At 40.2% G+C, this 11,139-nt stretch carries 13 protein-coding genes and 1 rRNA gene; 8 read left to right on the forward strand and 6 right to left on the reverse strand.

All coding sequences use genetic code 11. The features are described from left to right. Positions 1-4: 4 nt before the first annotated feature. The 3 genes from rsmB to def form a co-directional block, all read right to left on the reverse strand. The gene (rsmB, locus tag ED622_RS08545) at positions 5-1,285 is read right to left on the reverse strand and encodes a 16S rRNA (cytosine(967)-C(5))-methyltransferase RsmB (protein ID WP_045103210.1); all 1,281 of its coding nucleotides are present in this window, start codon (positions 1,283-1,285) and stop codon (positions 5-7) included. A gap of 104 nt (positions 1,286-1,389) precedes the next feature. Beyond that, on the reverse strand, positions 1,390-2,337 hold the full coding sequence (gene fmt, locus ED622_RS08550; RefSeq protein WP_122033471.1) for a methionyl-tRNA formyltransferase: 948 nt from the start codon (positions 2,335-2,337) through the stop codon (positions 1,390-1,392). Between the two features lie 65 nt (positions 2,338-2,402). Further along, entirely contained in the window at positions 2,403-2,912 is a 510-nt protein-coding gene (def, locus tag ED622_RS08555) for a peptide deformylase (protein WP_122033472.1), read from the reverse strand. Positions 2,913-3,029: 117 nt separating this feature from the next. Between def and ED622_RS08560 the strand changes: the two genes are divergently transcribed. The 4 genes from ED622_RS08560 to ED622_RS08575 are packed head-to-tail and all read left to right on the forward strand — an operon-like array spanning position 3,030 to position 6,106. After that, on the forward strand, positions 3,030-3,944 hold the full coding sequence (locus tag ED622_RS08560; RefSeq protein ID WP_122033473.1) for a peptidoglycan-binding protein: 915 nt from the start codon (positions 3,030-3,032) through the stop codon (positions 3,942-3,944). Continuing rightward, positions 3,937-5,046 (forward strand): DNA-processing protein DprA, encoded by a 1,110-nt coding sequence (gene dprA / locus ED622_RS08565; RefSeq protein ID WP_122033474.1) that lies wholly within the window; start codon positions 3,937-3,939, stop codon positions 5,044-5,046. The genes ED622_RS08560 and dprA overlap by 8 nt, the downstream gene beginning before the upstream one ends. A gap of 2 nt (positions 5,047-5,048) precedes the next feature. Continuing rightward, positions 5,049-5,522: a DUF494 family protein gene (locus tag ED622_RS08570; protein WP_045103205.1), complete on the forward strand. Its 474-nt coding sequence runs from the start codon at positions 5,049-5,051 to the stop codon at positions 5,520-5,522. An 11-nt stretch (positions 5,523-5,533) separates the two neighbouring features. Then, positions 5,534-6,106 carry a type I DNA topoisomerase gene (locus tag ED622_RS08575; RefSeq protein WP_122033475.1) on the forward strand — a complete coding sequence of 191 codons (573 nt, stop codon included), beginning with the start codon at positions 5,534-5,536 and terminating at the stop codon, positions 6,104-6,106. Positions 6,107-6,158: 52 nt separating this feature from the next. On the opposite strand, the gene ED622_RS08580 is transcribed toward ED622_RS08575, so the two are convergent. Next, positions 6,159-7,271 carry a 5-(carboxyamino)imidazole ribonucleotide synthase gene (locus ED622_RS08580; protein WP_122033476.1) on the reverse strand — a complete coding sequence of 371 codons (1,113 nt, stop codon included), beginning with the start codon at positions 7,269-7,271 and terminating at the stop codon, positions 6,159-6,161. A gap of 2 nt (positions 7,272-7,273) precedes the next feature. Beyond that, a complete protein-coding gene (gene purE, locus ED622_RS08585) occupies positions 7,274-7,759 on the reverse strand; it encodes a 5-(carboxyamino)imidazole ribonucleotide mutase (protein WP_045103202.1) in 486 nt (161 codons plus the stop codon). Positions 7,760-7,959: 200 nt separating this feature from the next. On the opposite strand from purE, the gene ED622_RS08590 reads away from it, so the two are divergent. The 3 genes from ED622_RS08590 to ED622_RS08600 all read left to right on the forward strand — a co-directional run bounded on the left by ED622_RS08590 (position 7,960) and on the right by ED622_RS08600 (position 9,676). After that, on the forward strand, positions 7,960-8,517 hold the full coding sequence (locus ED622_RS08590) for a Sua5/YciO/YrdC/YwlC family protein (protein WP_122033477.1): 558 nt from the start codon (positions 7,960-7,962) through the stop codon (positions 8,515-8,517). A gap of 74 nt (positions 8,518-8,591) precedes the next feature. Continuing rightward, positions 8,592-9,413, forward strand: coding sequence for a shikimate dehydrogenase (aroE, locus tag ED622_RS08595; RefSeq protein ID WP_122033478.1), 822 nt, complete (start codon positions 8,592-8,594; stop codon positions 9,411-9,413). Then, a complete protein-coding gene (locus tag ED622_RS08600) occupies positions 9,413-9,676 on the forward strand; it encodes a DUF1488 domain-containing protein (RefSeq protein WP_122033479.1) in 264 nt (87 codons plus the stop codon). Before aroE ends, ED622_RS08600 begins: the two co-directional genes overlap by 1 nt. Here ED622_RS08600 and ED622_RS08605 read toward each other — a convergent pair. Beyond that, entirely contained in the window at positions 9,669-10,214 is a 546-nt protein-coding gene (locus ED622_RS08605; protein ID WP_122033480.1) for a gamma carbonic anhydrase family protein, read from the reverse strand. The two genes, ED622_RS08600 and ED622_RS08605, sit on opposite strands and share 8 nt — an antisense overlap. A gap of 512 nt (positions 10,215-10,726) precedes the next feature. On the opposite strand from ED622_RS08605, the gene ED622_RS08610 reads away from it, so the two are divergent. Next, positions 10,727-11,139 (forward strand): 16S ribosomal RNA (locus ED622_RS08610); the annotation flags it as partial.

Below are 11,139 nucleotides of genomic sequence, written 5' to 3' on the forward strand. Positions count from 1 at the left end.
TAGATTATGCTTTTTGTAGAACAGCGTAATAGAAGCCGTCCATATTTTCTTCACCAGGAAGAATTTGACGCCCAGGTTTTGCTGGATCAGTATTATCTACCAAAGAGGCATTTTCTGTGCGCTCTAAAAAGGCTTTTACTTGATCGCAGTTTTCTTGCGGTGTGATTGAACACGTCGCATACACCATGGTGCCGCCAGATTTTAACTGTAGCCACATTGCATCAAAGATTTCACTTTGCAGTTCAGCAAGCGCTTTAATATCTTCTGAACGACGCAACCATTTGATGTCTGGATGACGACGAATAACACCAGTAGCAGAACAAGGTGCATCTAATAAAATGCGGTCAAACTGTTCGCCTTTCCACCATTGTTCAGGATAACGAGCATCACCACAAATAACTTTTGCTGTTAAGTTAAGGCGTTCTAAGTTTTCGTACACGCGAGTTAAGCGTGTTTCATCACAATCGATAGCAACAACGTTTGTGTCTTTTGTTCGCTCTAAAATATGTGCAGTTTTGCCACCAGGAGCAGCACAGCAATCAAGGATTAGTTCGCCATCTTGTGGCTGTAAGTACTCAGCCGATAATTGAGCGGCAGCATCTTGAACTGACACCCAACCTTGCTCAAAACCAGGCAAGGTAAATACATCACGCGCTTTATCTAATAATAATGCGTCGGTTGCTTGGCTGTGTGGGGTTACTTCGATCTCTTCTTTTTCAAGTAGAGCGATGTATTCATCACGAGTATGGTGCTGACTGTTTACGCGTAACCACATTGGTGCTTTGTTGTTGTTGGCTTCAACAATCGATTCCCATTGGTCTGGGTACGCTTCTTTTAGCATTTTTAGTAACCAACCAGGGTGACCATATTTACCAGAGTCGTGGCTGATAGATTTGGCATCCAACTCTTCTTGATTACGTTGATAGCTACGAAGAACGCCATTAATTAAGCCACGCAATTTTGGGCCCTTTAGGTTTTTCGTGCCTTCAACCGTTTCGCCAACCGCGGCATGAGCAGGGATACGCATGAAGCTTAATTGGTAAATACCGACTAAGATCAGGTGGTGAAAAACACGTTGCTTCCCTTTTAGCGGTTTATCCATAAGAGATTGAGCAACCGATTCCAAACGAGGAAGAAAGCGCAATACGCCATAACAAATCTCTTGCAGTAAAGCCTGATCACGAGGTTTTATCTCGGCTTGAGCTTTTGGAAGTGCAGAAGAGAGAGAATGACCCTGATCGACAACTTGATAAATAACTTTTGCTGCCGCAGCACGAACGTTCATGTCATCACCTAAAATATGATTGGCAAAAATAAAATGGCAAATATGATATTTGCCATTTAAAAAATAACGGTAGCAATTATGCCACCTTTTTATGTTTTGAAGAATTAGTTAAGTGTATTACCCACTTCGAACCATTCTTTACGAGAATTCAAGATATCTTGAACGCCCATCGCTTTTTTTCCAGGAACTTGCAGTTGTTCAAATACTATCGCGTTTGAACCAGTTGCCACATAGATCCCTGTTTTATCTGCTTGAATAATAGTGCCTGGCGTTGCGTTCCCTGTGTAGGTTTCTACACGAGATTGCCATACTTTAATCGCTTTATCTTCAACAGAGAAATGGCTCATCGGCCAAGGATTAAAAGCTCGAACACAACGTTCAATAGCATCTGCATCCATAGTCCAATCAATTTTAGCTTCTTCTTTGCTCAGTTTCTTCGCGTAATTAGCCAGTTCATCGTTTTGCTTTTGTGCAACCGCAGTGCCATTCGCAATTGTTGATAAACATTCAACTAAAGCAACTGGACCAAGTTCAGCTAGCTTGTTGTACATTGATGCGCTGGTATCTGTTGCTTCAATTGGTAACGTTGCAATACTTAGCATGTCACCAGTATCTAAACCGATATCCATTTGCATAATGGTTACGCCAGTTTCGGCATCGCCAGCCCAGATTGAGCGTTGAATTGGAGCAGCGCCACGCCAGCGAGGTAAAATTGAACCATGAACGTTAATACAACCTAATTTAGGTGTATCAAGTACCGCTTGTGGTAATAGCAGCCCATAGGCAACCACAACCATTAAATCTGCATTTTGATCGGCAAGTTCTTGCTTTGCTTCGTCAGTTTTAAAGTTTTCTGGTTGGAACACGGGAATGTTGTGTTCAAGAGCCAGCTCTTTTACTGGGCTTGCCGTCAGCTTTTTACCACGGCCCGCAGGACGATCCGGTTGAGTATATACGCCTATCACTTCATGGTGAGAGTCGATAAGTGCTGATAAATGGCGAGCGGCAAAATCGGGCGTGCCCGCAAAAATAATGCGTAATGGTTTATTCAAGTTGACCTCGGTATCTCTAATATCAATCCAAATAAGTAGCGTAGTAATTATTTGGATTGTTATGGCTAGTTTTTAGCGTTGAATTTTTTGATCTTCTCTAACTTTTCTTTGATACGTTTACGCTTTAACGGCGATAAGTAATCAACAAAAAGTTTGCCATCAAGGTGATCTAATTCGTGCTGAACGCAGATAGCTAATAAGTCATCAGCATCAAAGCTAAATTCTTTACCATCGCGATCAAGAGCCGTTACTGATACTTCAGCAGAACGAGGAACCATTCCTTTTGCGCCAGGAACAGATAAACAACCTTCTTCAATGCCATCATCGCCACTTTTTTGTGTGATAACAGGGTTGATTAATACCATTGGTTCGTCACGAGTGTCAGAAACATCGATCACAACAATACGCTGGTGGAAATCAACTTGTGTAGCAGCAAGGCCAATACCTTCTTCGTCGTACATGGTTTCAATCATGTCATCGATGAATTTTTGGATTTCAGGTGTTACTGCTTCTACCGGTTTTGCTACGGTACGTAGACGATCGTCCGGGAACGTTAATACTTCTAATAAAGCCATAATTACTCTAAATGTTGAACTGCGCCGAAAACGGCATGAACCTAATAGTTCCAATTCTAGACATTTTATTAGGCAAATGACAGCATCGGTTTAAATGTCTGACAAGGAAAGCGGACCGTGTTTAAAAAATTATTCTTGTTTAGCTCGTTATTGAGTTTTATTACCTATTCGTCAGCGTCTCTTTCATCTGATGATAAGTTGATGTTAAAAAAGGATTCCCCAACCAATAATGATCTCAAACCATTAAAAAAACTGTCGCCTAAAGTCCATATTATCGTTAAAGAACCAGCCCCAGCAGTCCCCGCTAGTTTAGTCGCTCATTATTTGCAATCAGATAGGTTAATTGACGAAGAGGATTATTTGCATGCATATCGGGTGCTTGGTACGAGTGATGGTAGGCAGTTTTTGAGTCGCAATGAACGCGTCTATGTGGATGCTAAATTAATAGATAAAGAATGGGGCATTTATCGGTCCGTGAAGGTGTTCTCTAGACATGGCCATAAAAAAAATGCTCATGCACTTCGATTGATAGCAGTTGCTGAGCTTGCTGAAAATAATGACAAAATAAGTGGTTTAAGAGTGACTAAACAGCAACAAGAAATATTAATGAATGACGTTGGGCTCCCTATTCCTGCTGATGACGTTAACAGCAAGCTTAAAACTACATTCTATCCGCAGCCTGGGCCGGCAGACATTAATATATCAATATTAGGTTCTATTCATGGCGGAGATTATCTCGCGGTTAATCAAGTTACGATTATTGATAGAGGAAGTGATGATGGGTTACAGCAAGGAAGTAGGTATCTTTTAAAAGAAGAAGGACGCGAGGTTAATGGCCATCGGGGGGAGTATTACTATGATTCTAATAATATTGAGAAAGAAGGATTTCAATTACCAAAAATAGAGATCGGGGAACTGATTGTTATTAGACCTTATAAGCAATTTAGCTTGGCATTGATTACTCGAGGTGAAAGGCCAATAAATAAAAATACGTTGGTGATCTCACCAAGAAAAGGAATCGATTATGAATAACTCTGAAGCGCATTTATCGGCTTGGCTAACACTCTGTTTTTGCCCACGAGTTGGAGGGAAAATTATGACCCGCCTACTCGCTGTTGATTCTCCTGAAAATATACTGCAATACAGCAACGATAAACTTCGCTCTCTTGGCTTGTCTTTAGCCCAAATTTCTTATCTACAACAGCCAATGAATGCAGAGGTTGAAAAGTGTTTAGAGTGGCAAAATGAAAGTGATATTAATGTCATCTTGCCACTAACTAGTTCTTTGTACCCCAAGCTACTTTCAGAAATAAGCGCCCCACCGCCGGTACTATTTGTGAAAGGAGATCCGCTTACGTTATCAGAGCCTCAAGTTGCCATTGTTGGTAGTCGCAATGCCAGTTTGGAAGCGCTTGATTGTGCGAAGCAATTTGCAGGCGCGATTGTTCAGCATAATTATGTGGTGACGAGTGGTTTAGCATTAGGTGTTGATGGGTATGCGCATCATGGAGCCATTGAAGCGAAAGGAAAAACAATTGCAGTGCTTGGTTCCGGGTTGGAGAAACTCTATCCTGCCAAACATCGTACTCTTGCTCATCGAGTCATAGATAACGGTGCTTTGGTTTCTGAGTTTCGACCAGATGCCCAGCCAAGAGCGGATAACTTTCCAAGAAGAAATCGTATTATTAGTGGATTATCGACCGGGGTTCTTGTGGTCGAAGCGGCGGAGCGGTCAGGTTCTTTGATTACAGCAAGATATGCAAACGAACAAGGGCGAGAAGTTTTTGCGCTTCCTGGCTCGATACAAAATCCGACGGCGAAAGGAACAAATGGGTTAATAAAGGCGGGAGCAAAGTTAGTCTCTTCTCCTGATGATATTTTTGATGAAATTGGAGCCTTAACGGAGTGTGCAATATCTCATCAACCATCGTTGTTTGAGCAAGAAGTTATCACAGAACAATTGCCATTTCCCGAAGTGTTCGCTACCGTAGGCAGTGAGGCGACGCCTGTTGATATAATCGCAGAGCGATGTCAGACGCCTGTACATGAAATCATGATGCAATTGCTTGAATTAGAGTTGCAAGGTTTCATCGCTGCAGTCCCAGGGGGTTACATTAAAAAGCGGAGGGGCTAGCCATGATGGATGTTCTTATGTATCTATTTGAAACATATATCCATAGTGATGTTGAACTGAGTGTAGACCAAGAGAAATTAGAAGACGAATTACTTAAAGCTGGCTTTCATCAAGATGCAGTATATAAAGCATTAGATTGGCTGGAAGATTTAGCACGCTTACAAGAAGATGATTCTTATACGCACGTAGAGCAAAGTACATCAACGTCAATGCGTGTATATACGCAACAAGAAATTGATGGGATCGATACAGATTGTCGTGGTTTTTTACTTTTCTTAGAGCAAATTAAAGTACTGACGAGTGAAACTCGAGAAATGGTTATCGAGCAAGTGATGGCCTTAGAAACGGAAGAATTATCATTAGATGACCTGAAATGGGTTGTGCTGATGGTGTTATTTAACGTTCCTGGTCAAGAGAGTGCTTATACGCAGATGGAAGAATTACTTTATACTGCAGATGTTGGTATAACGCATTAAGGTTTCATTGAATGTCTGGAAAGATTGATAAACAATTATTTAAAGCTCATGAGCACGCTTTAGAACATGAAAGCTGTCCTCAATGCAGTGGTGAATTGACTATTCGCTATGGCAAAAGAGGTCCGTTTTTAGGCTGTCAAAATTATCCTGCATGCGATTATATTCGACCATTAAAAAGTAATGACGGGCACATTGTTAAAGAATTAGGGATCCCTTGTCCTGAGTGTGAAAATGAATTAGTACTAAGGCAAGGTCGTTATGGAATGTTTATTGGTTGTTCCTCTTACCCTGAATGTTCACATATTGAATCTTTAGAGCAAAAAAAAGAAGACGTATCGAAAGAATTAATTGAGTGCCCTAGCTGTAAAAAAGGCTTATTACATGAGAAAAAATCACGTTTTGGAAAGGTTTTTTATGCGTGTGATGGCTACCCTATTTGCCGGTTTGCTGTTAATCAAGAACCAGTAAAAGGGAGCTGCCAGAAATGCAATTTTTCTTTATTACTAAAAAAAGAAATGGCTTCAGGCACTAAGATTGTTTGTGCGGATAAAAAATGTGGCGCAACGCAAGAGAATAAAGAGTAACTCGAACTCGATTCATTAAAATAGAGTGAGTTACTCTTTAAGTTTACAACTCTTACGAAAGAACTCGAAAAACCTCACTATCTAATATGCTAGATAGTTTGATTAGCTCTTTTTGTAACTCCTCAGGAGATGAGGCACACACATTAATGTGGCCCATTTTTCTACCTGCTCTTTTTTCTTTTCCGTACCAATGAATATGGCAGTTAGGCATGGTTAATAGCTCAGAAGGTAAAGTATCTTCACCTAAGATATTAATCATTGCCGTAGAGCGTAATAATGTAGAGCCTATCAATGGAAGATTACAAACCGCACGAATATGCATTTCGAATTGACATACATCTGCACCTTGTTGTGTCCAGTGACCTGAATTATGAACGCGTGGAGCAATTTCATTAACCAGCAACTTACCTTCGACGTCGAAAAACTCAATAGCCAGCACACCGATATAATCTAACTCACCAGCAATTGCTGAAAACATGCGATCAGCTTGTTCTTGTAACTCACTCGTGCCTTCTAATGCAGTAGAGAGTGCAAGTACGCCATCAACATGAACGTTTTCAGTAAGAGGATAAGTTACAAGTTCCCCATTTTTATTGCGTGCGCCAATGAGAGACACTTCACGATTAAAAGGAATAAATTGTTCGGCAACCATGGCTTGATTTGGTGTGCTCTGGATTAATTCATTCATTTCTTCCCAAATTTGTTCTATTTGAGATTTATCTTTTAAGCGCCATTGCCCTTTGCCATCGTAACCACCGAGTGCACTTTTTAATACCATTGGGATCCCAACAGTATCGATTGCATCTAGGAAATCTTGTTTTGAATTTATGATGTGGTATTTCGCATTGCTTACTTCAGCATTATCTAACAGAGACTTCTCTAATCGGCGATCTCCCCCTGCTTTAATTGCATTAGGGTTTGGTTGGAACTTACCACTTTGACTGCATGTATTTAAAATATCATGTGGGATGTGTTCGAACTCAGCAGTAATGACATCAACGTCATTAATCGCTTGTTCTAATGATAAACCAATTACCTGCTGAGTTAGAGGGTGAACAATTTGTTTGTTATTCACATCATAAGCAATAATATCAATATTTAATGGGGCGCTAGCCAGTGACATCATTCGAGCTAATTGTCCTGAGCCTAAAACAAGAACTTTCATGATTAATCCTCTGATGGATCTGGATTTTCTAATACCATTTCAGTCTGTTCTTTACGGAACGCTTCTACTGCTGCCATGACATCTTCATTGTATGTACCAAGAATTTGAGCAGCAAGAATACCGGCATTTGCAGCGCCCGCTTCACCAATAGCAAGCGTACCAACAGCAATACCTTTTGGCATTTGTACAATTGAAAGAAGTGAATCCATACCTTTTAAAGCACGAGATTGCACTGGAACACCAAGAACAGGAATACTTGTAAATGCAGCCGCCATTCCAGGAAGATGAGCCGCACCGCCTGCACCTGCAATAATTACTTTAATACCACGATCTTTTGCTTGTGTAGCATAGTCAGCAAGCAGTTGTGGAGTTCTGTGAGCCGAAACCACTTTTGTTTCATAAGGAACATTAAAGCGCTCAAGCATCTCTGCGGCTAGTTTCATTGTAGGCCAGTCTGATTTTGAACCCATGATAATACCGACTTTCATTGTGAACTCCTTGGATAAAGATATTGGCAATATAGAAAAAGTTGCAGGCATTATACGGTTATTTTTTGTTAAGGAAAACGTTTGCGTCGGTAAAAATACAAGTTATTCACGATTGTTGACAATTCAAAAAAGGAAAGCAGTTGTGTGATTTGAGTAGATCAATAGAATAGAAGCTATATAGATAGAAGAGTGGTGTAAATGTGAAGAATCTAAATCAAGTCGTAGAAGCTCTAAAACGTGGTGATGTGATTGCTTATCCTACCGAAGGGGTTTTTGGGGTCGGTTGTGATCCAGATAATGAGCAAGCTCTTTTAAAGTTATTAGAGGTAAAAAAGAGACCACAAGAAAAAGGGTTGATTTTAATTGCAGGATCTATGGAGCAACTTGAGCCATATATCGAGCTAGGTGATCTTAGTTTAGAGCAAGTGAATGCAATTAAAGAATCATGGCCGGGACCGGTTACTTGGATTGTCCCTGTTAGCTCTAAAACTTTGCCTCTAGTGACGGGACAATTTAATAGCATCGCTGTGCGAGTAACAAATCATCCGCAAGTGAAAGCGATTTGCTCTGCTTTTGGAAAACCGATCACATCAACCAGTGCAAATTTATCCGGACTTGAGCCTTGTCGCAGCGTTGATGAAGTGGAATATCAATTAGGTGATAGCGGAGTTGTTATTTTTCAAGGTGAGGTTGGTAATAGAACTCAACCAACAGAAATTCGAGATGCTAGAACAGGTAATACCTTACGCCAAGGCTAATGCATCAACTCTTTCTTTGAGGTAAGGTGAGATTAATTTTTACTTTCGTCATTATTTTTAGAGGGAATTGCAACATGGATAAGTATGCGGTTTTTGGTAACCCGATAAAGCAGAGTAAATCTCCATTTATTCATACCTTATTTGCTCGTCAAACAATGCAAAATTTAGAATATGAAGCGATTGAAGCACCAGTTGATAACTTTATTGAGACAGTAACTGCCTTTTTCAGCCACCAAGGGAAAGGATGCAATGTCACTGTGCCTTTTAAAGAAGAGGCATTTCGTTTTGCAGATCAGCTTACAGAAAGAGCAAAATTGGCAGGCGCTGTTAATACGCTAAAAAAACTGGATGATGGAATTATTCTGGGAGATAACACCGATGGCGAAGGGTTAGTTCAAGACTTACTGCAATACCAAGTATTACTTAAAGATAAGCGAATTTTACTTTTAGGTGCTGGTGGAGCGGCTCGAGGTGTCATTCATCCTTTATTAAAGCAAAACCCTGCATCTATTACTATCGTTAACCGTACTTATGAAAAAGCTCAAGAGCTTGTTGAATTATTCTCTCCATATGGTGAGATAGAAGCGATGATGATGAGTGAGGTTAATCGCTCATTTGATATCGTTATTAATTCGACATCAGCGAGCCTTACTGGTCAGCTTCCTCTAATCAGTTCAAGTATCTTTTCTAATAATACGATTAGTTATGACATGATGTATGGTTCAGGGAAAACGGTCTTTAGTCAGTGGGCATTGGACAATAATGCTTATCAGGCTTATGACGGTTTAGGTATGTTAGTTGGCCAAGCTGCGGAGAGCTTTACTGTTTGGAGAGGATTGCGCCCTGGAAGTAAGCAAATCTTACGAGAATTAAGAAAGAACTTAGAAGGTATGTAATGAATCAATCTATTATTTTCTCTGATGACTTATTGGTAGAGAAAGAAAAGCAACAAGTGGTTTTTTCTGCTCAGCAAATGGGAAGTCTAATTAAGTGCTCGGTATCCTTCTTGTGGTTAACGGAAGAAAGTGGAGAGACAGTAAGTACAAGTCAGCAAGCAGAAGAGGCATTTCTTCAATTGCGTTTTGATATAGAAGATAAAGCAGAAGCATTGATTGAAGATGAAGAGTTCAATGCTTCTGGTGGTATAGATATCAGATAGTTTCTTCTTCTATATAGTCATTCTTAAATGAGACATAATTCATTGCTGATTTTTTAAGTGATGCTATTTCCTCTATAGATAGAGGACGAACCTGTTTTACTGGGCTACCTATATAAAGGTAGCCTTTTTTTAATGTTTTATTTGGCGGAACTAAGCTACCGGCCCCAATCATGACATCTTCTTCAATTCGTGCGTTGTCTAAAATGATACTTCCCATACCTACTAGTACGCGATCTTCAATGATGCAGCCATGAAGCATAACCTTGTGACCGATAGTGACATCATTGCCAATGATTAAAGGCGCACCTTTTGGATTGTCTGTATTTTTGTGAGTAACGTGAAGAATAGAGCCATCTTGAATATTTGTTCTCTCACCAATTGAAATATGATTAACATCTCCTCTAGCGACAACTAACGGCCAAACACTTGAGTCTTCACCAATGGTAATGTCACCAATTAAAACACTCGATGAATCTATATAAACATTAGAACTAATAGCAGGAAAGGTCGATTTATAGCGACGTAATGACGATTTCATATGATCTCACTTAAAAATGATAAGTTACTGTTAATAGAATGAGCCTAAAAAGCTAATTTAGCATTGATTTGTACGTACTTTAACCATAAAAACATAAATATCAAATAATCTTAAAAAAGAGCTTGCCAATGTGATCGAACTCTCTATAATGCGACCTCACTGACACGGAGAGCCCATCCCATAAGGGATTAGCAATCAGAGTTAGTAAGATGGTTTAGAAATTAAGTTTCAAATAAGTGCTTGACACTGAGACTTGATTCGATAAAATGACCGTCCTCTTCACAGAAAAGCGAAAACGCTTTGAAAGTAGAAGAAAAGCTCTTTAACAATTTGAACCTATTAATCTGTGTGGGCACTTGTGAGTTGATAATCACTAGTTTGCTTTTACTTTTCGAAGTGAATACAAACAAAATAATCAATGAACTGAGTGACTACACAAAATTACTTTTATGTAACAATCAGTATTAATCATTGAGTCGATATCCTTTCTGCTGAAAGGTATCAAAAAACTTTAATTGAAGAGTTTGATCATGGCTCAGATTGAACGCTGGCGGCAGGCCTAACACATGCAAGTCGAGCGGTAACAGAAATTAGCTTGCTAATTTGCTGACGAGCGGCGGACGGGTGAGTAATGCCTGGGAATATGCCTTGATGTGGGGGATAACTATTGGAAACGATAGCTAATACCGCATAATGTCTTCGGACCAAAGAGGGGGATCTTCGGACCTCTCGCGTCAAGATTAGCCCAGGTGAGATTAGCTAGTTGGTGGGGTAAGAGCTCACCAAGGCGACGATCTCTAGCTGGTCTGAGAGGATGATCAGCCACACTGGAACTGAGACACGGTCCAGACTCCTACGGGAGGCAGCAGTGGGGAATATTGCACAATGGGCGAAAGCCTGATGCAGCCATGCCGCGTGTATGAAG

The organism is Aliivibrio sp. EL58, assembly GCF_900312675.1.
In the GTDB taxonomy this organism is placed as follows: Bacteria; Pseudomonadota; Gammaproteobacteria; order Enterobacterales; family Vibrionaceae; genus Aliivibrio.

Bases quoted from the DNA above. Each gene is read 5' to 3' on its own strand.
- rsmB (WP_045103210.1), bottom strand. From the start codon at position 1,285: ATGAACGTTCGTGCTGCGGCAGCAAAAGTTATTTATCAAGTTGTCGAT.
- def (WP_122033472.1), bottom strand. From the start codon at position 2,912: ATGGCTTTATTAGAAGTATTAACGTTCCCGGACGATCGTCTACGTACC.
- dprA (WP_122033474.1), top strand. From the start codon at position 3,937: ATGAATAACTCTGAAGCGCATTTATCGGCTTGGCTAACACTCTGTTTT.
- ED622_RS08570 (WP_045103205.1), top strand. From the start codon at position 5,049: ATGATGGATGTTCTTATGTATCTATTTGAAACATATATCCATAGTGAT.
- ED622_RS08575 (WP_122033475.1), top strand. From the start codon at position 5,534: ATGTCTGGAAAGATTGATAAACAATTATTTAAAGCTCATGAGCACGCT.
- ED622_RS08580 (WP_122033476.1), bottom strand. From the start codon at position 7,271: ATGAAAGTTCTTGTTTTAGGCTCAGGACAATTAGCTCGAATGATGTCA.
- purE (WP_045103202.1), bottom strand. From the start codon at position 7,759: ATGAAAGTCGGTATTATCATGGGTTCAAAATCAGACTGGCCTACAATG.
- aroE (WP_122033478.1), top strand. From the start codon at position 8,592: ATGGATAAGTATGCGGTTTTTGGTAACCCGATAAAGCAGAGTAAATCT.
- ED622_RS08600 (WP_122033479.1), top strand. From the start codon at position 9,413: ATGAATCAATCTATTATTTTCTCTGATGACTTATTGGTAGAGAAAGAA.
- ED622_RS08605 (WP_122033480.1), bottom strand. From the start codon at position 10,214: ATGAAATCGTCATTACGTCGCTATAAATCGACCTTTCCTGCTATTAGT.